This is a genomic window from Saccharopolyspora rosea (genome assembly GCF_025643595.1).
GTDB lineage: Bacteria > Actinomycetota > Actinomycetes > Mycobacteriales > Pseudonocardiaceae > Saccharopolyspora > Saccharopolyspora rosea.
Window position 1 is genome coordinate 2,270,805 of record NZ_CP102826.1, and the last position, 24,905, is coordinate 2,295,709.

Annotated in this window: 15 protein-coding genes; 5 read left to right on the forward strand and 10 right to left on the reverse strand. The window is 73.6% G+C overall.

Annotated features, from left to right (window positions below):
• Nucleotides 1-51: 51 nt before the first annotated feature.
• From NV263_RS10680 to NV263_RS10705, 6 genes are read right to left on the reverse strand one after another with little or no spacing between them, the layout of a single operon-like run.
• Nucleotides 52-5,361 carry an ATP-binding protein gene (locus NV263_RS10680; protein ID WP_263252639.1) on the reverse strand — a complete coding sequence of 1,770 codons (5,310 nt, stop codon included), beginning with the start codon at nt 5,359-5,361 and terminating at the stop codon, nt 52-54.
• 48 nt (nt 5,362-5,409) lie between these two features.
• Nucleotides 5,410-6,648, reverse strand: coding sequence for a cytochrome P450 (locus NV263_RS10685; protein ID WP_263252640.1), 1,239 nt, complete (start codon nt 6,646-6,648; stop codon nt 5,410-5,412).
• Entirely contained in the window at nt 6,636-8,903 is a 2,268-nt protein-coding gene (locus NV263_RS10690; protein ID WP_263252641.1) for an SDR family NAD(P)-dependent oxidoreductase, read from the reverse strand. The genes NV263_RS10685 and NV263_RS10690 overlap by 13 nt, the downstream gene beginning before the upstream one ends.
• The gene (locus NV263_RS10695; protein ID WP_263252642.1) at nt 8,900-10,249 is read right to left on the reverse strand and encodes a cytochrome P450; all 1,350 of its coding nucleotides are present in this window, start codon (nt 10,247-10,249) and stop codon (nt 8,900-8,902) included. The genes NV263_RS10690 and NV263_RS10695 overlap by 4 nt, the downstream gene beginning before the upstream one ends.
• Nucleotides 10,242-15,992, reverse strand: coding sequence for an SDR family oxidoreductase (locus NV263_RS10700; RefSeq protein ID WP_263252643.1), 5,751 nt, complete (start codon nt 15,990-15,992; stop codon nt 10,242-10,244). The genes NV263_RS10695 and NV263_RS10700 overlap by 8 nt, the downstream gene beginning before the upstream one ends.
• A complete protein-coding gene (locus NV263_RS10705) occupies nt 15,985-17,403 on the reverse strand; it encodes an acyltransferase domain-containing protein (RefSeq protein WP_263252644.1) in 1,419 nt (472 codons plus the stop codon). The genes NV263_RS10700 and NV263_RS10705 overlap by 8 nt, the downstream gene beginning before the upstream one ends.
• Nucleotides 17,404-17,960: 557 nt before the next feature.
• On the opposite strand from NV263_RS10705, the gene NV263_RS10710 reads away from it, so the two are divergent.
• Nucleotides 17,961-18,617: a rhomboid-like protein gene (locus NV263_RS10710; RefSeq protein WP_263252645.1), complete on the forward strand. Its 657-nt coding sequence runs from the start codon at nt 17,961-17,963 to the stop codon at nt 18,615-18,617.
• Nucleotides 18,618-18,623: 6 nt separating this feature from the next.
• Here the strand turns inward: NV263_RS10710 and NV263_RS10715 are convergent, their stop codons facing one another.
• On the reverse strand, nt 18,624-19,397 hold the full coding sequence (locus tag NV263_RS10715) for a hypothetical protein (RefSeq protein WP_263252646.1): 774 nt from the start codon (nt 19,395-19,397) through the stop codon (nt 18,624-18,626).
• Between the two features lie 388 nt (nt 19,398-19,785).
• On the opposite strand from NV263_RS10715, the gene NV263_RS10720 reads away from it, so the two are divergent.
• From NV263_RS10720 to NV263_RS10735, 4 genes are all read left to right on the forward strand, one after another.
• Entirely contained in the window at nt 19,786-20,208 is a 423-nt protein-coding gene (locus NV263_RS10720; protein WP_263252647.1) for a hypothetical protein, read from the forward strand.
• Between the two features lie 37 nt (nt 20,209-20,245).
• The gene (locus NV263_RS10725; protein ID WP_263252648.1) at nt 20,246-21,238 is read left to right on the forward strand and encodes a ring-cleaving dioxygenase; all 993 of its coding nucleotides are present in this window, start codon (nt 20,246-20,248) and stop codon (nt 21,236-21,238) included.
• Nucleotides 21,235-21,891, forward strand: a complete 657-nt coding sequence (locus NV263_RS10730; RefSeq protein WP_263252650.1) for an alpha/beta hydrolase — start codon at nt 21,235-21,237, stop codon at nt 21,889-21,891. Before NV263_RS10725 ends, NV263_RS10730 begins: the two co-directional genes overlap by 4 nt.
• Nucleotides 21,892-21,986: 95 nt before the next feature.
• Nucleotides 21,987-22,556 (forward strand): MFS transporter, encoded by a 570-nt coding sequence (locus NV263_RS10735; RefSeq protein WP_263252651.1) that lies wholly within the window; start codon nt 21,987-21,989, stop codon nt 22,554-22,556.
• A 141-nt stretch (nt 22,557-22,697) separates the two neighbouring features.
• Here the strand turns inward: NV263_RS10735 and NV263_RS10740 are convergent, their stop codons facing one another.
• From NV263_RS10740 to NV263_RS10750, 3 genes are read right to left on the reverse strand one after another with little or no spacing between them, the layout of a single operon-like run.
• Nucleotides 22,698-22,892 carry a ferredoxin gene (locus NV263_RS10740; RefSeq protein ID WP_263252652.1) on the reverse strand — a complete coding sequence of 65 codons (195 nt, stop codon included), beginning with the start codon at nt 22,890-22,892 and terminating at the stop codon, nt 22,698-22,700.
• Nucleotides 22,893-22,921: 29 nt separating this feature from the next.
• Complete coding sequence (locus NV263_RS10745) at nt 22,922-24,124, reverse strand: cytochrome P450 (protein ID WP_263252653.1); 1,203 nt, start codon at nt 24,122-24,124, stop codon at nt 22,922-22,924.
• Nucleotides 24,125-24,154: 30 nt separating this feature from the next.
• Complete coding sequence (locus NV263_RS10750) at nt 24,155-24,844, reverse strand: DUF3159 domain-containing protein (protein ID WP_263252655.1); 690 nt, start codon at nt 24,842-24,844, stop codon at nt 24,155-24,157.
• Between the last annotated feature and the right edge of the window lie 61 nt (nt 24,845-24,905).

The window sequence follows — 24,905 nt, forward strand, 5'->3', positions numbered from 1 at the left end:
CCGGAAGATCCGCTGGCTTCGAGGGCCTGGGAGGCGGCCCGGGGTTCGCGCTCACCGTCCCCGGCCGTCGAGTCCGCGTTCCAGGGCGGCGATGATGCGGGGGCGCACCTCGGCGGGTTCGACGATCTCGTCCACCGAGCCGACCTCGACGGTGCGCCGGACGTCGTGCACCGCGTCGAACTCGGCGGCGACCTCGGTGAGCTTCTCCACCCGCACCGACTCCCGGACCCGCGGTGCCTCGTCGGGTGCCGCGCGGCGGACCCGGGGGTCGCGGTCGGTGCGGGCGTCGACCTCGCCGGCGAAGACGACGGCGGCGGCCGGGGCGCCGCCGAGCACCGAGGCGTGCGAGCCGGTCACCGCGAGGACCGTCATGTTCGGGTTGAGCGCCTTGGAGAACACCACGAACGCGCCGCCGTGGTAGCGGGAAACGACGCAGAACACGATCGGGCCGCGGAAGTTGACCACGGCGCGGGCGATCTCGGCGCCGTATTCGAGTTGCAGGGTGCGCATGGACTCCGGTGAGCCGTCGAAGCCGGACAGGTTGGCCAGCACCACGAGCGGCCGGTTCCCGCTGGCGGCGTTGATCGCCCGGGCCACCTTCTTCGCCGACAGCGGGAACAGCGTTCCCGCGGTGTGGGTGGCGGGCCCGTCGGTGGGCGGGAACCCGAGGCGGCACAGCGGGCGGGACTCCACGCCGAGCAGGCACACCGGGAATCCGCCGAGGTGCGCGTCGGTGACCACCGCCGTCTCCGCACCGGCCATCGCCGCCCAGCGTTCCAGCACCGGGTGGTCCTGGTCGGACACGGCGCGCAGCAGGGTGCGGATGTCGAAGGGCTTCTTGCGGTCCGGGTTGTGCTCGGCCGAGAAGATGTCGCCGACCGCGGTCAGGTCGCAGTCGGCGACCTCGTGCGGGTGGTCGCGGATGTCCCGGTCGGCGGGGTCGGTGGTGGCGATCCGGCGCGGCCCGGGTTCGCCGGGGGTGACGTAGGTGTGGTCGTAGTGGGCCAGCAGCACGTCGAGCGCACCGGCCAGGTCGGGCGCCCAGTGCTGGGCCTGCCCGTTGGGCCCCATCACGCGGTCGTGGCCGCCGATGCCGTAGTTGTCCTCGGCCGACACCCCGCCGGAGAAGTCCAGCGCCTTCTTGCCGGTGAGCACCATCGCCGAGTCCGGCGTCATCACCAGGATCCCCTTGGTGTGCATGAGCATCGTGGCTTCGGCGTTCCAGTACGGCTGGGCGCCGACGTTGATGCCCGCGACCACGACGTTGATCTCCCCGCCGCCCTGGGTGAACTCGACGATCCGCTTGAGCGCCGCGGCCACCCAGTCCATGTTCTCGGTACCGGAGTCCATCGAGATCTTCGCGCCCGCGGACAGCGCGTACCACTCCACCGCCACCCGCATCCGCTCGGCCAGGTCCAGCGCGGCGATCACCCTGGCGCACTCCGGTTCGGCCAACGCGCCCAGGGCCCTGGTCGGGTCGCCGAGCAGCACGACCCGCCGGGCACCGGCCGGGTGCCGCGGGGTCGGGGTGTTCGCCACGCCCACCACGATTCCCGCGCGGTGGCGGCCGAGCGGCCGTTCGACGGGGAGCAGTGCGCCGGTGTCGTCGAGGTCGTGCTCGGTGAAGCTGCCGCCGTCCCGGGTGAGCAGGTCGACCAGGTCGACCGGGTGCGCGGTGCCGCGGCGGTGCGCGCGCAGCACGCGTCGGCCCAGGTCGTCGACCGGCTCGACCGGTGCGGTCGGCACGGCGCGCACCCGGATCCGGGCGGAGGTGGGTTCGCGCCGGATGTGAAATTCGGTGCCGCCGTCGCGGAACCGGATCTCGGCCACTCCGGCGCGCAGCGCTGGCGAGAAGCGGTGCGCGATCCCGTTCAGGTCCTCGGCGGTGAGCCCGGTCGGGGCGGATGTTTCGAGGAAGATCCTGCTCAGCTGGGCCTCGCGCCGCTGCGGTGCGGTGACGACCGATTCGGTGGCGGCGGCCAGCGCGGTCTCCGCACCCGGCAGCGCCACGACGCGCCCGTCCGCGTCGCGCCGCGGCAGCGGGTCGCGAACCAGCGCCACCGCGACCAGCGAGTCCACAGTGGAATCTCGGTCGCAGCGGAACAGGTGCACGTCCTCGTCGACCGACGGCAGTCGGGTCACGTCGAACTCGCGCAACCGCCACAGGCCCAACCGTTCCCGCAGGGCCGGGTGCACGTCGCGTTCGCCGCGCGCTTCCACCACGCCGTCCGGCCTGGGGCGGAAGGTGAAGTGCCTGCTCCCGGAGGCGTCGAGCAGCGAGAGGGTCCAGCGCCGCACCTCGCCGCGCGGCGCGGCGCGGTCGAGCGCGCGGGCCAGTTCGGCCGCCGCGGTGTCCGGGTCCGGCCACGGTCCGGGGCCGCCGAGGTGGATGTCGACGTCGGTGTCGCCCGGGGCCCGCTCGCCGGCGACTTTCGCGCTCGCCCCGGCCGTGGCCTGCAACTGGTCGAGCTCCGCCGCCGTGGTCAGCCACAGCGCCCCCTCGCGCTCGGCCGCGGCGAACGTGCGACCGTCCACTTCGAAGCTGCGCACCCGGGCCGGGACGCGGCGGCGCAGCAGCGCTTCCAGCAGCGGCCCGAGCTCGACGCCGGTGCGGTCGATGCGCCGCGCCAGCAGCGGTTCCAGCGGTTCGCGGCACCCGGTGACGGCGGCGATCCGGCGCTCGCGGTCCGGGGCCGCGGGGTTTTCGTCGAGGTGGCGCAGGTGCTCGCGCGCGCGGGCGTAGGCGCGGGCGCGGGCGCGCCGCGCCCTCGGCTGCACGATCCGGTGGAACAACACCCGTCGCGCCAGTTCGGCGACCCCGCCGAAGGCGTCCGGGAGCGCGGTGACCAGCCGTTCCAGCACTCCTTCCACGGCGTCGCGCAGGTCTTCGGCGGGTGGGGGACCGGTCAGCCACCCGCGCAGCACGGCGGAGGCCGCCTCGGCGGTCGCGGTGCGGCGCTGCTGGGCGAGGTGCACGCGGAACACGGCCGCTTCCAGCGCCTCGCAGCGCGCCAGGTCGGTGATCCCGTGGTGGCCGAGGATCCTCCGCAGCCGGTCGCGGAACGCCGGTGCCGTACCGGCCGCGTCCACGTCGAGGCAGCGCAGGTAGGCGTGGAACTGCTCGCGCGGGTTCGCCACGTCGTCGTGCGGCGCCGGGGCGCGACGGGTCAGGTCGGCGATGTCGGCGAACAGGTGCAGCAGTTCGACCTCGGCGGCCACCGGCCGCGCGCCGCGGTGGGCGGTCGCGTAGTCGTGCGGAATCCGCTGCTCGTCCACCGGATCGGGGTCGTAGCCGAGCAGGGCGTTGCGCAGGTCCGCGGCGCTGCGCGCCGGGTCCGCGGGCGCGCCGGCGGGGGACAGGCCGAGGTCGGCCGCGGCCGGTGCGCGGCGTTCGGCGCCGACCGGTTCCAGTCGCGCCAGCGCGGCGTCGGCCGCCACCTGGTGGCCGACCGCGACCAGCAGTTCGGTCAACCTGGCCGGGAACGGGGCGCGCAGCACCGTTTCGGTCTTCATGCTCTCCAGCACCAGCACCGGATCGCCCGCGGCGACCTCCTCGCCCTCGGCGGCGGGTGCGGCCACGACCAGCGCCGGGCCGGGGGAGCGCAGCACCCCGCGGTCGCCGTGGCCGACGCGGTGGACGTGCCCGGCGACCTCCACCAGGCGCTGCTCGCCGCTGCGGTCCACGACCACGTCGAAGCTCCCGCTGTCGAGCCGGACGCGGGCCTTCGCCGGGTCGAGGCGGTCGAAGCGCACGTCCACCGCCCGCTCGGCGTCGTCGACGGCGACCCGGAACCGGTCCGGGCCGGTGCGGGCGACCCGCACCCGGTGCGCCGCGGAGCCGAGTTCGAGGGAGGTGGTCGGCACGTCGTCCGGCGTGGTCCGCGGCGCGCCGCGGCGGGCGTCGGCGAGCAGCCTCCGCCGCCGCGCGTCCTCCTCGGTCAGGTAGCCGTCGATCGCGGCCGCGACGAGGGCGATCCCGCGGTCCGCCGGGACGTTCCGGCGCCGCTGGTCACGAGCCCGGTCCACCCAGCCGATGTCGGCGGTGGCGTCGACGATCTCCGGTGCGGCGAGCAGGTCGAGCAGCAGGCCCTTGTTGGTGGTGCCGCCCTCGACCAGCACCGTGGTCTCGGCGAGCGCGCGCCGCGCCCGGCTGAGCGCTTCCTCGCGGGTGTCGCCGAACGCCACGATCTTGGCGATCATCGAGTCGTAGTCGGGTGGGACCGCATCGCCCACGGCGAACCCGGCGTCCACCCGGATGCCCGGGCCGGCGGGCGGGTCGAACCGCTTGACGCGTCCCGGGGCGGGGGCGAAGTCGCGGTCCGGGTCCTCGGCGTTGAGCCGGACCTCGATCGCGTGGCCGGATTCGGCCGGTTCGGGGCCGCGCAGCGGCTGGCCCGCGGCCACCCGCAGCTGGGCCTTGACCAGGTCCACGCCGGTGGTCGCCTCGGTGACCGGGTGCTCGACCTGCAACCGCGTGTTGACCTCCAGGAACGACGAGCGCCCGGTCCGCGGGTCGTGCAGGAACTCGACGGTCGCCGCGCCGCGGTAGTCGGCGGACAGCACCAGCCGCCGGGCCACTTCCTTGAGGCCGGCGACCTGTTCCGGGCTCAGCAGCGGCGACGCCGACTCCTCGATGATCTTCTGGTTGCGCCGCTGCACCGAGCAGTTTCGCACTCCCAGCGCCCACGCCGTGCCCTGCCCGTCGGCGAGGACCTGCACCTCGACGTGCCGGGACCCGGGCAGCAGCCGTTCGAGGAACACCGCGTCGTCGCCGAACGCCTGGGCCGCCTCCCGGCGGGCGCGGTCGTAGACAGCGGCGAGTTCGTCCTCGTCGTGGACGATGCGGATGCCCCGGCCGCCACCGCCCGCGGCGGCCTTGAGCACCAGCGGGTAGCCGATGCGCCGCGCGGCGTCCCGGGCGGCGGCCAGGTCGGCGACCGCGCCCCGGCTCCACGCCGCGACCGGCACGCCGACCGACTCGGCGAGCTGCTTGGCCGCCACCTTGTCGCCGAGCCTGCGCATCACCGCCGCGTCCGGGCCGACGAAGGTCACGCCGATGCGCGCGCACAGCTCGGCGAACGCCGGATCCTCGGCGACGAAGCCCCATCCGGGCCACGCCGCCTCGGCACCGGTGGCCACCAGCGCGCGCTCCAATGTGGACATGTCCAGGTACGGCCGGGCGGAGGCGGGGCCCAGGCAGTGCGCTTCGTCGGCGGCGCGGACGAACGCCGCGTCGCATTCTTCCTCGGTGCACAGGGCGATGCTGCGGATCGTCGCACCTTCGGCGTCGAGCTCGCGGATCGCGCGGATGGCCCGCATCGCGGGTTCCCCGCGGTTGACGACGGCGACTCTGCGGAACACGGACTCCTCCTCCCGGGGAGCGCTTCGCCAGGTGGCGGGTGGCGCTCCCTAGTGGACGTCGTAGCGGACCGGAAGCCGGTAGGGGCCGCGGAAAGTGGGCATGATCGACCGGTCCACCTTGTCCGGTGTGGCCAGTCGGGGGCGCCGGACGCGTTCGACGAACGCCTGCACGGCCAGGTCGTGCACGAGCTTGCCCATCCGCGCTCCCAGGCAGAAGTGGATGCCGCGGCCGAAGGCGATGTGCCCGACCTCGCCGCGGTCCGGGTCGATGCGGTCGGGATCGGGGTACTGGGCGGGATCGCGGTGCGCCGCGCCGATCCAGACGAAGACCTCCTCGCCGGTGGAGAGCTGGTGCCCGCCCAGTTCGACGGGTTCGAGGACCCGGCGCTTGGTCAGCTGGACCGAGGAGTCGAACCGCATCAGCTCCGCCGACATCCGCGCGACCGCGGTCGGATCGGCGCGCACCCGTTCGTAGAGCTCGGGGTCGCGCAGCAGGTGCAGCACCGAGTTGCCGATCTGGTGGGCGGTGCTGATCTGGCCCGCGGTGAGCAGGAACGCCAGGTTGCCGAGCAGTTCGGCCTCGTCCGCCCAGCGCCCGCCGGTGTAGGAGTCGGCGAGCGCCTGGAGGAAGTCGTCCCGCCGGCCGTCGCGGCGTTCGGCGACGAGACCGCGGAAGAACTCGACGAACTCGTGCACGCCGCCGAGCAGTTTGGGCTGGTGCTCCCGGCTGGCGGGGCCGTCGTCGAGGAGCAGGCCGAGGCACAGCATCCAGTGCAGGTACTCCTGGTCGCCGCCGCCGGGCACGCCGAGCAGCCGTCCGAGGCTGAGCGCGGGCAGCGCGTAGCCGTAGGCGGCCATGAGGTCGAACTCGCCGTCGCCGTCGGCGATCGCGGTGTCCAGCAGCCGGTGCGCGGTCGCGGTGATCCGCTCCGCCATGGCGTCGACCGGGCGGGGCATGAACGGTGCTTTGAGCTCCCGCCGGATCCGGTCGTGGGCCGGTGGGTCGGAGGTGACCACCTGCTGGTAGAGCGCGTTCATCGCGGCGGTGTGGGACGGTTCGGCGCCGGTGGGCAGCCGGTCGGCGAGCCACTGCGGGCGGGCGGCCGACAACCGGGTGTCCATCAGCGCGGCGACCGCGGGTTCGTACCCGGTGACCATCCACCCGCCGGCCTCGCCCATCCGGTCGTCCCAGCGGACCGGGTCGTCCTCCCGGATCCGGTGGAACAGCGGATAGGGGTCGTCGATGCAGTCGTCGGCGTAGATGCGCTCCATGGTCAGCTCGGCCATGCCAGCTCCTCGGTGTCGGGTTCGTCGAGTCCGCGCACGACCAGCGCGACCCGCCGGGTGCTCCGCTCGACCGCCCACCAGGTCCCGCCGGACGGTTCGCCGAGGGCGAGGTCGGCCCGGCCGGGTTCGCGGCCGAGGGCGATGCGTGCGATGCGCACCCGCTCGGCCGTCCTGCCGGACATGGCCATGCGCAGGACGTTCTCCAGCGCTGCGACGGGCAGCAGCGAGGTCGGGGCGGGTTCCGCGGCCCACAGGTCGGCGGCCGGGCACGGGCGCGGGGCCGCGGTGCGGGTGCCGCAGGGGTGCACCCGCCACGGGGCGACCGGGACCACCAGTCCTCGCCAGTGCACTGTGGACGGTCGTGCTGCGGTCGGGGTGCCCGCCGAGTCCGGCAGCGGCGGGGGCGGGTCGCCGGGCCCCCGCGGGTGCCCGGTCATCGCGGCCACCACCGCGTCGCCGGTGCGGAAGACGATCCGGACCGATCCGTCCGGGCGGGCCGAGATCGTCCTGGTCAACCGGATTCCGCCGTCGGCCAGCCGGAGGCGGCCGAGGTCGAGCGCGAGATCGCGCAGTTCGCGGACCGGTTCGAGCCATTCGGCGGCGCGCAGCGCGTTCTCCAGCAGCACCGCGACCGGCAGCGCGGGTTCGCCGCGCACCAGGACGTCCCCGGCCGCCGGGGTGTCCTCGGTGCGGAAGCCGATCTCGGACTCCAGCCGCCGACCGGGCTGCCACTCGGTCGGTTCGCCGAGGTGGAAGGCGCGCGGATGCACGTCGGCGAACCCGGGCAGCGCCGGTTCGGGCGGCAGCCCGCCGGCCTGGGCCACGCTGATCCCGCCGGACACCGGGCCGACGAAGGCGACCTCGGCGTGCCGCGGCGCGGCCAGCTCGGCGCACCACTGCCGCAACCCGTCGTCCGGGTCCATCGCGGGCATGTACTTCGTCGCAGCGTCCACATTGGATGATTCGCTGAGCGAGCGCCACAGCGGCCAGCACAGCGTCTGCACCGCGATCCCGCTGTCCCGGCGGGCCCACGCCCCGAGGCGGGCGAGCGCTTCGTTGCCCGCGGCGTAGTCGAGTTCGCCGACCATCCCGCCGAGCCGGCCGGTCAGCGACCCGGAGTTGCAGAAGAACCGGAGTTCGCGGTCGCGCACCGCGTCGAAGACCCGCAGGAATCCGGTCACCTTGGTCGCGATCCCGGCCAGGAAGTCGCGGTCGGACTTGGCGGGCAGCCGCGCGGGCCGGTCCACCCCGGCGAAGTGGACGACGCCGGTCAGGTCCGGGATGCCGTCGACGAGTTCGGCGACCGCGCGGGGATCGGTGGTGTCGCAGTGCGCGAACCGCAGCGGAAGTCCCTCCGCCCGCGCACTCGCCAGGTTCGCGTGCAGCGCGCGTCGGCGCCGGAGCCTGTCGACGTGCCGGCGGGCGGCGCGCACGGTGCCGTCGGCGGCGGCCCGGCGCAGCAGGTCGCGCCGGTAGCCGTCGAACTCGCGGTCGTCGAGGTGCGCCCACTCCTCGGTGCCCGTCGGTGGTGCGGTGCGGCCGGTGACCACCACGCGGCAGCCGCGGCGGGCCAGCGCCGCGGCCAGTTCGAACCCGATGCCGCGCCAGCCGCCGCAGACCAGCACGACGTCGTCCGGGCCCAGCGGCGCCGCCGGTGCGCCGACCGCGGCCGCGCGGGGGACCAGTGCCGTGCGCAGGCCGTCCCGGTAGCCGATCTCGGCCGGGCCGCGGCCGTACAGCTCCGCGGCCACGACGTCGGGCAGGTCCGGCGAGTCGGGCCGGGCGACGTCCACCACGCGCGCGTTGACGTTGGGGATCTCCCGGTGCAGCGTCTTGGCCAGTCCCGCCCAGATGCCGCCCAGCGGCTGGTGGATCGGCCCGTCGCCGTATCCGGACCGCCCGTCGAGGTAGGTGACGGCCAGGTACGCCACCCGCCGGGCGTCGGTCTCCGCGCTCCAATCCGGGTAGCAGGTGCGCAGCACCGACAGGGTGCGCAGCAGCGCGGCGTCGGCGGCGTCGGGGACGCGGGGGCGGAACGGTTCGGCGAGCGTGAGGTCCACGACGGCGTCGGGGATCCCGCCGTCGCCGGGACGCCACCGGTGCGCCCCGCGGTCGGCGAGCGCCGTGCCGACCGCGTCGGCGGCCCCGGGCGCGCCGCCGAGGACCGCCACCGAACGCCCGGACAGGTCGGTGGCGACGAGGTGCCGGGCGGGCTCGTTGGCCCACACGAACCGCCGGACCGGTGCGGTGGTCATCCCCGGTCCACCGGCGCGATGCGCATCGGGACGCCCTTCTTCGGCCGCAGCGACACCAGACCGGTCGGCACCACCTGGTGGCCCGGGGCCAGGTCGAGCCGGTACCGCTGCGCGACCATGGCCACGGTGAGCTGCAGTTCCAGCAGCGCGAGCCGGTGCCCCACGCAGTGCCGCGCGCCGCCGCCGAACGGCAGGTACCGGTAGCGCTCGGTGCTCCGGCTCGCGGGGCAGAACCGCTCCGGGTCGAACGCCTCCGGCGACTCCCACACCTCGGCGTTGTGGTGCGCGGCGTGCGGCGAGATGAGCACCGTGGTGCCCGCCGGGACGTGGTATCCGCCGATCTCGTCGTCGTCGACGGTGTCGCGCGGGAAGACCCAGATCGGCGGGTACATCCGCAGCGACTCGTCGACGACCTGGCGCAGGTAGGTCAGTTTCGGCAGGTCTTCGGCGGTCGGGGTGCGACCGGCCAGCACCTCGTCCAGCTCGGCGGTCAGCCTGCGGCGCACGTCGACGTGCTGGGCCAGCGCGTACAGCGTCCAGGCCAGGGCGCAGCCGGTCGTCTCGTGCCCGGCCATGAAGTGGGTCTTCAGCTCGGCGCGGATGGCGCGGTCGTCCCAGCGGCGGCCGGTCTCGGGGTGTTCGGCCCGCAGCAGCGCGGCCACCAGGTTGTCCTCGTCGCCCGCGGCGCGCTGCCGGGCGATGACGTCGTCCATCACGCGGTTGAGCACCGCCTGGTGGCGGTTCAGGTCGCGCCGGTAGCGGGTGGGGACCCACCGGGGCAGCATCTGCTCGACCTTGCCGGTGATGATCATCGCCTTGATCGCGAAGCGCACCACGGGCAGCAGTTCGTCGGCTCGCTCGCGGAGGTCGACGCCGAACAGCACCCGGCTGAGCACGCCCATGGACAGCCACATCAGGTCGTCGACGACGTCGACGACCTCGCCGCGCTCGGCCGGTCCCTCCCAGCGGTCCAGCAGGTCCTGCACGCACTCGGTGATGACCGGTGCGGCCGATTCCAGCCGGGCGCGTTGGAAGAACGGTTGCGCCACCTGCCTGCGGGCCTGCCACTCGGCGCCGTCGGTGGTGAGCATGCCGTGGCCCATGAACAGGTTGAAGCCGCGGTAGAAGCGCCCCCGCCGGTAGTTGCCGGGGTTGTCCTGGAGCACGTGCTTGATCAGATCCGGTTCGGTGACCTGGTGCACCAGGTACGGTCCGAGCTTGACCCGGGCGATGCCGCCGAAGCGGCGTTGCAGATCGCTGATGAGCCCCAGCGAGTTGCTCTTGAACCGGCTCAGCGCGCCGATCAAGTGACCGCCGTCGGGGCCCGGCGCTCTGCGGTCAGTCATGTGCCCCTCCCACTGCGTGGAACCGTCCGGTGGTGGTGTCGACGTGGCCGAGCACCTTCGCTTCGACGTCCTTGATCTGGGCCAGCACCCGGCCGTCCGGGTGCGCGGCGACGAACCGGTTGCCCCGCTGCGTGCCGAAGGTGGCCTCCGCCGGTGTCGCGTACAGCTCGACGGGTCCCGATCCGGCCAGCTGCACGTCGTTCGCCCGCTGGTGCAGGTCGATGCGGCGGATCGCGGTGGGCACCGCCACGGGCATCAGGTGGCCGTCGACCAGGTGCAGCGCGCCCATCCGGGCCATCCCGTCGAGCAGCAGGTTCGGCATGGTGAACGCCGACCAGACCGGATCGGCCTGCACGAGGTCGGGGGTGAACCGGGCGCGTTTGCCGCGCGGGTGCAGGCGCGTGCCGCTGGTGCACGCGAACGGTCCGGTCAGCGCGACCGGCGAGCCGGGCAGGTGGTACGGGTCCGGGACGGCCTGCTCGTCCGGCGCGTCGGGCCACGGCTGCCAGCGCGGCGCGGTGAACTCCGGTGCGAGCAGCACGCGGCAGCTGAAGTGCGGTTTGTCGCGGGCGGCGAGCACGCCGCGCGGCGAGACGATGTCGGAGGTGATCCGCACCTGCACGGTCACCAGGTCGCCGGAGCGCTGCAACACCTCGGCGTGGATCCGCTTGGGCTGGCTGCGCACGTCGTCGCGCACCTGGATGAAGCGGTCGAACCGCAGGTCGGTGAAGCCGACGACCTCCAGTTCCGGACGCAGCCGCGTGGCGGCTTCGGCGGCGAGTTCGGCGACGAACAGGCCCGGCATCGTCGGGTGTCCGCGCACCAGGTGGCCGCGCAGGTAGGCGTCGGTGACCGGGTCCATGGGGCACTCGTGGACCAGCGAACCGTCCTGTTCGGACACCCGTTCGCGGAGGAAGAAACCACCGGTGGGCCGGTCCGCGGTGCGGAAGTCGGGGTAGAACCGGCGGACCGTGGCGTGTTCGGCGCGGCCCAGGTGCACGGTGTGCGGGGCGCGCTCGGGTGCGTGCAGCTCCCGGACGAAGTGGTGAACGCCTTCGGGCACGGCCATGTTCGAGTACGACTCGGACCGCTCGTAGTACTTGCTGATGAGGCCACCGGCGCCCATCCCGGTGCCGCTCCACAGCGTCCAGCCGATGGTCAGCTCGTCGGTGCCCGCCACGCGCGCGGCGTATTCCCCGGCGGCGGACAGGTAGTCGTTGGCGGCGGCGTAGTCCGCCTCGCCGATCTGGCCGAAGAAACCGAGCAGCGAGCCGAAGTTGCACCAGGTTCCGACGGAGCGTCCGGCCAGCGCCCGCTTGAGGTTGCGGTGCGCGAGCAGCTTGACGTCGCGGACGCGGCGGAACTCGGCGAAGTCCTTCTGCGCGAGCCGGGTGGAGGCGCTGCGCCCGGCCGCGTTGATCAGCAGGTCCACTCCGGACTCGGCGGCGAGCACCTCGTCCACCATCCGCTGGACGGCCTCCGGATCGGTGATGTCGCACGGCAGGTAGCGAACCAGTCCGCTGTGGACGGACATGGCGTCGATGTTGCGGCGGGCCTCGCGGGCTTCGACCATGCGGTCGTACTCGCGGGTGAGCTGCGCGACCGTGCTGCCCGGCCGCCGCGCCAGCTGTTCGCGCAGCCAGTCCTTGCGGCGCGCGGCGAATTCGGCGTCGTCGCCGGTGAAGACCTCCGGCGGGTACGCGTCGAGGGGGTTGCTCCCGACCAGGTAGAGCTTCGCGCGGAACTGCTCGGCGAGGGCCTTGACCAGTTCCGCGGTGATGCCGCGGGCACCGCCGACGGCCAGCACCACCGAGTCCGGGCCGAACCGGGCGGGCACCGGTGGGGTCAGCGGCACCGGACGTTCGGCCAGTGCCGGGACCCGGCGCTGGCCTCCGTCGTCGAAGACCACCGGAAGGCTGCGCCGGATCCGGCTTTCCCGCTCGGCGGCGCGCATTCCGGCCGCCGCGTCCCGCTGCCCGCTGGCGAGCACGAACCGGGTCGACTCGGGTTGCTCCAGGTGCGCGACCTTCGCCAGGCCGGCGAACAGGCCGTGGTAGGGGTGCGGCATCCCGTCGGGCAACGCGCCCAGCAGCAGGGCGATCAGCGAGGCGTCCCCGGCCCGCTGGGCCACCAGGAACAGCAGGTCGTGCAGTGCGTCCAGCCGCGCCGAGCCCTCCGCCAGGCAGGTCCGCGGCGGTGCGGAGGCGGTCAGGTCGGCCACGACCCGCACCGCGTCCGGCCGGTGACCGGCCAGCGCGGCGTCCACGGCCTCGGGGGTGACCTCGGGCAGGTGGTGCCAGCCGGGGCGGCGCACCGCCTCGGGAGCGCAGCACAGCACCCGGGCGCCCTCCGGCAGCGCGCCCAGCGCGTCGACCGGTTCCGCCCGGTCGGTCAGCAGCACCACACCGGGTGGCAGGAACGGGGTGCCGGGCAGCGACGGTTCGCCCGCTTCCGGGCGCAGTTCCGCGACGTGCCGCCTGACCTGGCAGGGCTGCCCGGGGGCGTGCTCGGGCTCGTGGGCGAACCGGTCGTCGAGGTGGTCGGGCGCGGGATCGGGGAGGGCCAGGTCGAGCCGGGTCGCGGCGGTGTCCTGCTCGCCGTGGCAGACCACGCCGACCCGGCCGCGACCGGTGAGCAGCTGCTCCAGCACCGCCAGCGCGCCGGCGCCGCCGAGGTAGCGGGCGCGTTCGGGCGCCGCGACGCCGCATTCGACCTCGGTGTCCGGTGCCGGAGCGGCGTCGGCGGGGCCGACCCGATCGATCCGCGCGAGCACGGGCAGTCCGGCGGCCTCGGCGACGTCCTCGCGCGCCAGGGCGAACAGGAACGCCCCTTCGGCGGGATCCGTCCCCGGCACCAGGTGTTCGATCAACGGGCGGAACTCGGCGAGGCTGTTGCCGTTGACCCCGCCGACGAGGGCGACGTCGATCTCACCCGCGTCGAGGTAGCCGGTGGCGACCTCGAAGGCGGCCAGCGCGGAGGCCAGTCCCGCGTCCAGGGTGAGGTTCGGACCGTGCAGGTCGAAGTGGTTGGCCACCCGCGCCGAGATGATGTTCGGCATGATGCCCGCGAAGGAGTCCTCATTGGACGGTGGGACCAGCCGGTGCGCCTGCTCCCGCAGTCCGTCCAGCAGCTCGGGCAGCACACCGGACTCGGCCAGTGCCGGGTTCGCCGACAGCGCCCGGCCGATGTCGTCGAGGTAGCAGCGGTCGGCGTAGAGCATCCCGTTGCGGGTGGGGCCGAGGTGTCCCATGAACACCCCGGTGCGGTCGGCGTGCGCCGACCACGCGTCGCCGAGCTGGTCGCGCAGCTGGTGGCCGCATTCCACGGCCATCAGCTGGCAGCGGTCCACGGTCCGCACGGTGGGCGGGGGCATCCGGATCCGGGAGAACGGCGGCGCCGGGTACTGCGCGCCGAATCCGGTGGCGGGTTCCGCGCCGCGGCCGTCGAGCCAGGCGCGCACCGCGTCCCGGTCGGCGAGTCCGGGCAGGTGGGCCGACCAGCCGACGATCGCGATGCGCTGCCGGTCGCTGCGCTGCGACTCGGACCGCACGGGGCGGCGCGGCGGTTCGGCGATGATCAGGTGCGCGTTGGTGCCGCCGAAGCCGAACCCGGTGACCGCCACCGTGCGCGGCCGGTCCGCCCGGGCGGGCAGCGGTCGCTGTTCGGTCGGGATGCTCAGCGAGGACTCGGCGGTGAAGTTCGACGAGGGGGCGTCGAACCGGAACTGCGGCGGCACCACCGAGTGCCGCATGCCCAGCACCGCCTCGATCAGCGACACCACCCCGGCCGCCCAGCCGGTGTGCCCGACCAGCGACTTGTTCGAGGTGACCGGGACGGGGTCGGTTCCCCGCCCGTAGCGGTCGTGCAGCGTGTTCAGCTCGGCGAGGTCACCGGCCGGTGTTCCGGTGGCGTGCGCGATGATCCAGTCCGGTCGGTCCGCGGCGGCCCTGGCGATGGCCCGCGCCTGGCCCTCCGGGTTCGGCGCGTAGATCGCCTTGCCGCGCCCGTCGGACGAGGTGCCGCTGCTGTCGAGCACGGCCAGGACCTCGTCGCCGTCGGCGCGGGCCCGGCTCAACCGCTTGAGCACCACGACGGCGGCGCCGTCGGCGAAGATCACGCCGTCGGCGGCGGCGTCCATGGAGCGCACCTCGCCCCGCTTGGACAGCCCGTGCAGCTTCGAGAACAGCACCGTGCCGCGCGGCCCGAGGGCGAACGCACCGCCGCACACGGCGACGTCGGTGCTGCCGCTCAACAGCGCCTTGGCCCCGATGTCCACCGCGTACAGCGAGGACGAGCACGCGGTGTCCACCATCTGCACCGCCGCGGTGTCCGGCAGCACGCCGTCGATCGCCAGCCGGCCCACCCGGTGCGGCAGGAACCGCGCGGGATCCGGCACGGCACCGCGCCGGTAGCGGTCGGCGAGGCTGCGCCGCACCTCGCCGTGCAGCGGTTCGGCCCGGTCCGGGGCCAGGTCGGCGAGCAGGGCCCGGGCCCGGCGCTCGGCGGTGGTCAGGACACCGGTCTCCTCCAGGTGCTGGTTGCCGTCCGGGGTGTAGCCGAACAGGCAGCGGAACCGGTCGTCGGGCCGGGTGGTCACGTCGCGCATGGCCTGCACGACGCTGTGCCGCAGCCACGCGGTGGTGAACTCCTGGTCGTCGGCGGCTCCGCCGGTGGGCCGGAAGTCGGTGATGAACACGCAGCGGTCCTGGTAGGACTTGTCCTCGGCGTTCTCGTCGGGGGAGTGGAACGAGTCCCGGTCCCACCGGTCGGCGGGGACCGGCACGAAGAGCTCGGCGCCGGTCCGGCGCAGCTGCCAGAACTCGTCCGGGCTGTTCGCCCCGGCCACCGCCATGCCCATGCCGACCACGGCCACCCGGTCGTCGCCCGGTTCGTCCACATCGGACGGTTCGTCGACCGCGGGTGCTGCGGTCGCGCTTTCCGGGATGTCCGCGGCGGTTTCGGTCGGCCGCGGCGAGAGCAGCGGCAGGCCGAGCGAGAGGCCGCCGTCGGCGACCACCAGCTGACCGGTGATCCAGCGCGCGTCGTCACCGGCCAGGAACGCCACGAGGTCGGCGAACTCCTCCGGGGTGCCGAGGCGGCCGAACGGCGTGGCGGCGCGCACCGCCTGCTGCATCGGCTCGGCGCGGGGGAACTGGTCGGCGACGTCGCTGACGAGCATCGCCGCGGACGCGGTGTTCACCCGGATCCCGTCCGGTGCGAACCGCGCGGCCAGGTAGCGGGTCAGCGACTCCAGGGCGGCCTTGGCCGGTGCGCACGCCAGGTAGTCGGCCATGACGAACTGCGAGGCGCCCAGCGTGGACACGTTGACGATGGCGCCGCCGTCCCGCATCAGCTCGGCCGCGCGTTCGGAGCAGCGCAGCGCCCCTTTGACGTTGGTGTTCCAGGACTTGTCCAGCTGCGCGTCGGTGACCTCGGCGTCGGGCACCAGGGCGCCGGAGGCGGCGCTGTTGACCAGCACGTCGAGCCGCCCGCACCGCTGCTCGACCTCGGCGAACATCCGGTCCACCTGCTCGGGGCGGGCCACCGAGGCGCGCACCAGGTCCACGTCGCCGAGCCGCGAAAGCTCGGCCTGCGTCCGCTTGGCCTGCTCGTGCGAGTGGAAGTAGTTCACCACGACGCGTGCGCCGCGGGCGAGCAACGCGGCGGCGATGGCCTTGCCGACGTTGTGCGCGCCGCCGGTCACCAGCGCGACCTTGCCGCGGAGCTCGTTGCGGTCAGGCATGCGCGGACTCCGGTGCGTTCACCAGCCGCACGGTGTAGTCGATGACCTTGCCCATCCGGTCGTAGTCGGACAACCGGAAACCGTCGGTCGGCGTCGGCAGCCCGAAGGTCTCGGAGACGCGGGTGAGCAGCTCGACCTGCTTCACCGAGTCGATGCCCAGCTCCGCTTCGAGTTCGACGTCGTCGGTGAAGACCTCTTCGGGGTATTCGAGGGCGTCGGAGTACATCTTGCGCACCCGGTCGGCGATCTCGGCCGGATCCGCCGCCGACGGGCCGGTTTCCGCGACCGGTGCGGGCGCGGGTGCGGCCGGTTGCTGCGGTGCGGCGGTGCCGCGGTGGATCTCGAACTCCCGCCGGATCAGTTCGATGATCCGCGGGCCCCGCTCGGCCCAGAACGCGTCGAAGTCGGTGCCGTCCGGCTGCGCGCCGGGCAGCAGTCCGGCCTCGCGCAGCGACCGCAGCGCCGGATCGATCCCGGCGGGACCACCGGCCAGTCCGGCGACGGCGGTCGGGGCGGACTCGGTCAGCTGCTTGCGCACGAACCCGGTCAGCGCCCCGGCGGCGCCGCATTCGACGTAGCCGCGCGCGCCCTGGGCGTCGAGCCGGCGCAGCGTGGTGGCGAACCGCACCGGGAGGCTGAGGTGCCGGGCGAGTGCCGCGGAGATGTCCTCGTCGTCGCTGTACTCGCGTTCCAGGATCGGGGAGACGACCCGGTGCTGCAGGGCCTTGCGGGGCAGGTCGCGGACGGCGGTGGCGAAGCGCTCCTCGGCGGGGCGCAGCAGCGGGCTGTGGAACGGGGCGGGGGAGTCGAGGCGGGCGAACGAGACGCCGACCGCCTCGGCGACGGTCCGCAGCCGCGCCATGGACTCCGCCGGACCGGAGACCACGGTCTGCCGGTCGTGGTTCTCCGCGGCGACCACCAGGTCGCCGTCGGCCACGGCCGTCAGCAGCGCTGCGGCCCGGTCCGCGTCGGTGCCGAGCGCGGCCATGCAGCCGTCCCGCAGCTCGGTTTCGCCGACGACGCGGACCCGCTGCCAGATCAGCCGCGCCCCGTCGGCGACGGTGTAGGCCCCGGCGCACACCAGCGCGGCGATCTCGCCCAGGCTGTGGCCGACCAGCACGTCCGGTCGCAGGCCGTTGTCCCGCAGCACCCGGTGGACCGCGACGTCGCTGCCGTAGATGGCCAGTTGGGACACCCACGGTTCGTCGGCCAGCAGCGCCGCGAGTTCCGGCGGTCGCGGGGCGAACACGACATCGGACAGTCGGCGGCCGGTCTCGGCCGTGGTGACCTCGTCGATTTCGTCGAAGACCTCGCGGATTCCGGCGTGTTCGGACGCCGCGGCGGACAGGGCCGTCCCGTCGAAAGCGCCCTGTCCGGGAAAGAGTGCGACCAGATCGACGTGGCTTTCCACAGCAGTTCCTCCTTTCCCGCCGGACGGTCGCGTTCACCACGCGCCGCCCGGGGCAGGCCGGTCGGAATTCCCGGCAGCCCGCAGCGCTGTCGGCCGCCGATGTGCGCCGAAGGGAGTGCAGGTGCCGACCGCGGCTCGGTCGCGGTCGCGTCGTCCGCGATCGGGGACTTCGGGGAAGCGGATTTCCCGGCCAGTCTGGCACGCGGTGAACGGTGCGGAAATGTGGAGGAAGATGCACCGCCGGTACATATTTCGACCCAATCCGGTCAGCCGGGCGGTGGCGCGATTCGTGCCGGTCCGGACGCGATCGGCGCGGTGCGCGGTGTCCGGCTGCGCTGCGTTGCGGTCGTCCTCGGCGGGCCGGGTGGCGAGTTCAGGTTACCGGTCCGTCGCCACGGTCCTACCAGGACCAGCGCCCCCCGAGTGCGGCGGTGATTTTCAGCGAACTCACAGCTCGCTCCGCGCTTCTTCTCGGTGCCTGCGGGCATGATGGCGGGGTGCGGTGGTTGGGCGGAGCGTGGACGAGATCGCGGCCGTGGCGACGCGGGCTGTGGGCCGTGGCACCGCGGCCGTCGACCACCCCGTTCACCTTCTGGTACCTGGTGATCCTGGTCGTGACCACGGTTGTGCTGGAGATCGGGGCCGACGAGCTCGTGGATCGGCTGCTCCGCTGGTCGAGCACCGACGCGCACAACCTGCGGCACCACCCGGTGCTGGCGCTGGTGACGAGCGCGCTGTGGCTGCCCGATCTCCCTTCGGCCGCGGAGTACCTGCTGGTCATCGCGGTGCTGATCGGTGCGCTCGAACGCGGGATCGGCACCGGCCGGGTGATCGCCGTCTTCGCCAGCGGGCACATCGCGGCGACGCTGGCCACGGAGTTGCCGGTGGTGTGGGCGATCCGCGCGCACGTGCTGCCCGCCGATGACGGGCGCTGGCTCGACATCGGGGTGAGCTACGGCGTGTTCGCCTGCATCGGGGTGGCGCTGCTGCTGCTCCCGGCGCGAGCGCGCTGGGTGCTGGCCGTCGTGGTCGGCTCCTACCTGCTCGTCCAGTGCCTGGAAACCGACCCCGCCTCGCTCGACGCCGTGATCACGACGGCGGGCCACCTGCTGTCCGCGCTGATCGGGGTCGTCGGCTGGTGGCCGTGGCTGCGCCGACGCGGTCTGATCGGTTCAGCGCGACCTCCCGGGACCTCGCTGTCCACGGTGGACTGATCGCGCTCACCCCGTCTTCCCGGGCGCTGCCATCTCGGCGCACAGCGGGACGACCGGAGGGGAGATGTTCGCTTCGTCGAGCCATTCTCCTCTCAGCTTGTGCGTCAGGACGTCCAATCCGCTGGCCGTCAAGGGAAATCCGGAAAAGATGGCGACATGGTCTTTCCGGGGCAGGCAAATGCTTCGGGAGTCCACTTCATCGGACCGGATGATCCTGATTTCCCGCCGGTCGTACCGCATGAACGTCGTGTCGTGGTCGCCGGCCTGCAACACGTATCCCAGCTCTTTTTCGCCCTTGTGCACGACCAGCTCCGTCGGAAGCCACATCTCGTTCATGCGGAGTGACAGCGCGTAGAGGACTCCGGCCGAAGTGATCCCCAGCAACGCCCATCCGAGCGTCTTGAACAGCAAGTCGTGAAGCCTGTCGTAGGACGCCGGCGTTCCCGTCCGCAGATTTCGCCGCAAGCCGGTGAACGTCACGCCCGCCAGGAAGAACATCGCGAGTATCCCGACCGGGGCCGAGATGAAGAGGTACCCGCCGAACAGGACCGCGGCCACCGCGAGCACGAACACCGGTGTGCGGCGCAGCCCGTGCACCCAGGGTTCGAGTTTCCGCATCACCAGATGCCCTGCGCAGTACAACGCAGCGCATGTCGCGTAGGGCACCGCCAGGATCACGGTATCGGTTGCGATCGCCGCGACGTTCAGCGTCTGCAACAGCACTTTGACGGCGGTCGGGTCGAAGCGCGCGACCACCAGGAGGCGCAGCACCACCAGCACGACCGGTACGACCGTGATGACCATCCCCAGCGGGCCCCAGACGTCCCGGGCGCCACGCCCGGTCCCGGTGTCGCGGGGCGCGGATCCGCCGCGCGCTCGGGCTGGGGTCCTGCCTGGTCGAGCCGACGCGACCTTCCGCGGACGCATCCGGTGGATCCGTGTCCGGTTGTCGGGAGGTGCCACCTGATCACCATAACGATCGCGGGTGTGGCCCCGTGGGGGTTTCGGCGCGGTGAGCGGCCCTGGTCCCGGTGGGTTAACGCCCTCCGGGCGGGGTACGTGCGGGAAGTCGGCGTAGTGACGGGCCTGGAGCGGAGGTGGGGCCACGATGTCCTCGGGTGCGAAAGAGCGCAGGTCAGGGACCAGGCTCGGCCGTACTGCCGCTGCCGTGGGGAAGGGGATCTTCGCGGGGTTCGCCGGGACGGCGGCGATGACGGCCGGGCAGCTGGTCGAGATGAAGCTGCGCGGCCGCAAGGGCAGCACCACCCCCGGAGACCTGGTCTGCGGGCTGCTGGGCGTGGTGCCGGAGGGCGACGCCGAGCGTGAACGGTTCTCCGGCCTCGTGCACTGGACGCGGGGCACCGGTTGGGGCGTGCTGCGGGGGTTGCTGGGAGCTGCGGGGCTGCGCGGTGTCCCCGCCCTGGCCGCGGATTTCGCCATCATCATGGGCGGTGACTTCGTCCTGCTCACGGCACGCGGCGTGGCGCCGGCGCCGTGGCGCTGGACGCGCGAGGACCTCGCCGTCGAGGCCCTGCACAAGGGCGTGCTCGCCACCGCGACGCACCTGGCCTACCAACAGCTGGACCGGTGACGGCGGGACGGTCCGAGGGCAGAAGGAGGAGCCGGGCATGCCGAACGCACCGACCGGGTTGCACCACGTGACCGCGATCGCCACCGATCCGCAGCGCAACGCGGATTTCTACCACGCGCTGGGGCTTCGGCTGGTCAAGGTCACGGTGAACTTCGACGCCCCGGACACCTACCACCTCTACTTCGGCGGTGAGTCGGGCCGGCCCGGCACCCTGATCACGTTCTTCCCGTGGCCGGGCGCACCCCGCGGTCGGCGCGGCGCGGGTCAGGCCACCACGGTGGCGTTCTCGGTGCCGGAGGGCTCGCTGGGCTGGTGGCGCGAGCACCTGGCCGACCGCGCGGTCGAGGTGGGTGCGGTCGCGACCCGCGACGAGGAGGAGGTGCTGTCGGTCCGCGACCCGGACGGGTTGGCCCTGGAGCTGGTCGCCCACGTCCAGCCGGAGTTGGCACCGGCGTGGCACCCCGGGCCGATTCCGCCCGAGCACGCCATCCGGGGGCTGCATTCGGTCACGCTGACCGAAGCGGGGTACGAGCACACCGCCGAGCTGCTCACCGGCACGCTCGGGTTCACCCTCGCCGCCGAACAGGGCAGCCGGTTCCGCTTCGCCCTCGGCGAGGGCGGTGCCGGGGCCCAGGTGGACGTGGTGTGCCGCCCCGAGGCGCCGCAAGGGCTCGTGGCTGCGGGCACCGTGCACCACATCGCCTGGCGCACGCCCGGTGACGCCGAGCAGGTCGAGTGGCGCAACACCCTGCTCGGGGAGGGGCTCAACGTGACGCCGATCATCGACCGCCAGTACTTCCACTCGATCTACTTCCGCGAACCGGGCGGGGTGCTGCTGGAAATCGCCACCGATCCGCCCGGGTTCACCGTCGACGAACCGCTGATGCAGCTGGGCCGGGCGCTGAAGCTGCCGCCGTGGCTGGAGCCTTCTCGCGCCGACATCGAACACGCCCTGCCGGCGCTGAAAGTCCCCGGCCCGGACGCGGACCTGGTCCTCGGCGGCGGTCGCACCGCGGGAGACCACGAGTGAGCGCCGAGGCGGTCGCCGCTTTCCGCCACCGCTTCGCACCGGCCCGCGCCGACGACGCGCTGACCTTGCTGTTGCTGCACGGCACCGGTGGCGACGAGAACGACCTGCTGGAGCTCGGCCGCGCGCTCGACGGCCGGGCCGCGCTGCTGTCCCCGCGCGGGCAGGTCGACGAGCAGGGGGCGAACCGGTGGTTCCGCCGCCTGGCCGAGGGCGTTTTCGACACCGATGGCCTGATCGCCCGCACCGACCAGCTCGCCGCTTTCGTCGAGGGCGCCGCCGCCCACTACCGGCTGGATCCCTCCCGGCTGGTCGCGGTCGGGTTTTCCAATGGGGCCAACATCGCCGCCGCGCTGCTGTTCCGCCACCCGCACGTGCTGCGGGCCGCGGTGCTGTTCGCCGCGATGGCGCCCCTGGACGATCCGCCGAGGGGCGACCTGTCCGGTGTGGGGGTGTTCCTCTCCGCGGGCAGGACCGACCCCATCGCGCCACCTGAACAGGCCGAACTCCTCGCCGAACAACTCGTCGACCGCGGCGCCGCCGTCGAGCTGCGCTGGCACCCCGGCGGCCACGGAATCGAGCGCCGCGGTCTGGCCCAGGCCACCGCCTGGTTGGGCAAGCTGCGCACGGCCACCAGCACCGACCCGCTGCCCTGAACCCGATGCCGCTCCGACCGCCTGGCGCTAGGGAGTGTTTCGGGAGTGCTGTGCGTGGCGGTGCCGGGAACAGAACCTCTGTGAACTCGTTGTGCGTGGCCGAGCGGTGGGCGGGGATCTCCGGCGTCCGCTGTGGACGGTCGGGGAGGCCGAGCGCCGGGACCGCGGTCCTCGCCGCCCCCGTGGGCATCGGCGCGACGATCGCCTGGGGCGGACTGACCGACCGCGTCGGACGACGCCCGGTGTACCTGTGGGTCACGCTGTTCGGCGCGGTCTGGGCGATCCCGATGTTCCTGCTGGTCAACACCGCGTCGTTGGTCGCCATCGTGATCACCGTGGGAATCTCCTACGCGGTGTGCCAGAACGCGCTGGCCGGCGCGCAGGGCGCGTGGTTCCCCGAGCTGTTCCAGGCGCGCACCCGCTCCTCCGGGGCGTCGCTGGCCTACCAGATCTCGGCGATGATCTCCGGCGCCACGCCCTTCGTGACCACGCTGATGTTCATGTGGCTGGGCTGGCTGGGACCGGCCGTGCTGTTCCTGGTCTTCTCCGCACTGGGCCTGCTGTCGATACTGCTGACGCGCGAGACGTGGGGCCACCGCGAACGCGCCGCCGCGCTGCGCACCACCGAGCACGCCCACGGTCCCGCCCCGTCGCGGGCGGGTTGAGCGGTCGGCGCCGGTACCGACCGCCGGCACCGGCGCCGAATCCGCCGCGGACCCGCGAAAACCGGAATGCGGCACCGCGTGCGGGCTCCACCGGAGTGCGCACCCGGGCGAGCTCGTCGACCTCGGCCGGGCGCTCGCGGACTACCGCCGCACCGTGATGGCCAGTGCGGGGCAGCCGGCCGCGGCCTGGTCGACCTGGGGCAGCAGGTCGTGCGGTGGGTCGGGGTCGAGCAGCAGTGCTCGGCCGTCCTCGTCGTGCTGGTCGAAGACGTCGGGGGCGGTCAGGGCGCATTGGCCGGCGCCGATGCACTCGGCCTGGTCGATGGTGATCTGCAAGGGAACTCCTCGTTTCGGCGGGCAGGGGGTCACCAGGTGACGAGGACCTCGTTGAGCCCTCCGGTCAGCCGGTCCGAGCGGACCGAGATGTCCTCGACGTCCACGGCCAGCCGCAGGCCGGGGAACCTCCGGAACAGCGCGGGGAAGACCGTGCGCAGCTCGGTCCGGGCCAGGTTGGCGCCGATGCAGAAGTGCGCGCCGTGCCCGAACGCGAGGTGCGGGTTGGGGCGGCGCGTGGCATCGAACCGCTCGGGGTCGGTGAACGCCGCCGGGTCCTGGTTCGCGGCGCCGACCGCGATGAGCACCGCGTCGCCGGTGCGGATCGTCTGCCCGGAGACCTCGATGTCCTGGTGCGCGTAGCGCACCAGGCCCAGGCCGCCCGGTGCGGTCCGGCGCAGGATCTCCTCCACAGTGGACTCCACCTGGCCGTCGGGGTCCGCGGTGAACGCGTCCCTGCGGTCCACATCGGACAGCAGTAGCAGGACGCCGAGGTCGATGCGCCCCGCGGTGGTCTCGTGCCCGGCGAAGATCAGGCCCGCGGCGAGCCGCGCGAGGTCCTGGTCGGTGAACTCGGGATGGGACCGCTGCGCGAGGACCAGATCGGAGATGACGTCCTCGCCCGGGTCGGCCCGCTTGGCCGCGGCCAGTTCACCGGTGTACGCCATGAACTCGGCCATGGCGGTGCGGGCGACCTCGCCCTCGTTGAGCCGGCCGATCCGGTCGGAGAGGTCGCGGAACAGGTCGCGGTCGGCGTAGGGCACGCCGAGCAGTTCGCAGATGACCAGCACCGGCAGCGGGAAGGCGAGGTGTTCGTGCAGGTCGACCGGCTCGCCGGGGGACCGGTCGTGCGCTGCCTGCATCGCGTCGAGGCAGCCCTCGGTGAGTTCCCGGATGTGCTCGCCCAGCGCGCGCATCCGCTTGGCGGAGAAGGCCGGGGCGAGCAACCTGCGCAGCCGCTGGTGGTTCGCCTGCTCGGAGTCGTGGTCACCGGCCGGGCCGCTGTTGAGCGCGGCCTGCGAGATCTTCGCCGCCGTCTCCGGGGTGGGATGCGAGCGTCCGAGGCGGGGATCGCCCAGCAGTTCCCGGGCTTCGGCGTAGCGGGTCACCAGCCACGCCGGGTCGCCGGTGGGGGTGCGGACCCGGGTGATCGGGGCCTGGCGGCACAGGACGGCGTAGCGCGGGGCGAGGTCGAGCACGTTCGGGCGGTCGAACGGCAGTTGGGGTGCGGTCATGGGACGGGGCCTCCTGAAGTGTGCGTGCTTTCATCGAACGGTTTCGCGGGGGAGAGCGGAAGGGTCGGGATCCCGGGTGCGGGCGTCGCAGCGGTCCGTCGCGCAGCGGTGCGCACCGGTCGCGCGGCGGAAGACCCGCCACGCCAGCAGTGCGCCGAGCCCGTGCACGAACGGCCAGGCGACGTGGGTGAACCCGAGGGCCACGGTCTGCCCGGCCGAGTACAGCGGGAGATCGACCGACAGCACGAGGAGCTTCGCGGCGAGCAGGACCAGGTTCGCTCGGGTGAACGCCCGGCGGCGGGTCGGGCAGCGGCGCCACCTGGTCCGCTCGCCGGTGACCAGTCCCGCCACCAGCCCCAGCGGCGGCCAGCCGAACACCAGCAGCACCGGCGTCACCGCGGCGGTGACGCCCTGGACCACCAGGCCGGGCAGGAAGAAATCGGTGGCGTCCGCGGTGTGCGCGGCCAGCGCACCACCCGCGCAGACGACGCCGAGGGCGATGAGCGTGCGCCACACGCGTTCCCCGCGCACCAGCCGGTGGACGCCGATCCCGACGCCGCTGGCGAGCGCCAGCACCACCGCGACGGCGAGCCGGTCGGTCAGCACGAAGCCCAGCGTGAAGCAGAGGACCGGTGCGATGTCGAGCAGCGCTGCGCGCGCCCGCTCGCGCACCTCGGGCTTGGCGTCCGCGCGGTCTTCGAGGGGTGGTGGCGGGGTCACGGCGGCTCCAGGGGCTGGCTGGGGGTGCTGGTGCCAGCAAACCCAGCGCGGCTGACCCGGT

Coding starts and splice junctions, on each gene's coding strand:
- NV263_RS10690 (WP_263252641.1), bottom strand. CDS start 8,903: ATGACCACCGCACCGGTCCGGCGGTTCGTGTGGGCCAACGAGCCCGCC.
- NV263_RS10700 (WP_263252643.1), bottom strand. CDS start 15,992: ATGCCTGACCGCAACGAGCTCCGCGGCAAGGTCGCGCTGGTGACCGGC.
- NV263_RS10685 (WP_263252640.1), bottom strand. CDS start 6,648: ATGGCCGAGCTGACCATGGAGCGCATCTACGCCGACGACTGCATCGAC.
- NV263_RS10725 (WP_263252648.1), top strand. CDS start 20,246: ATGCCGAACGCACCGACCGGGTTGCACCACGTGACCGCGATCGCCACC.
- NV263_RS10745 (WP_263252653.1), bottom strand. CDS start 24,124: ATGACCGCACCCCAACTGCCGTTCGACCGCCCGAACGTGCTCGACCTC.
- NV263_RS10695 (WP_263252642.1), bottom strand. CDS start 10,249: ATGACTGACCGCAGAGCGCCGGGCCCCGACGGCGGTCACTTGATCGGC.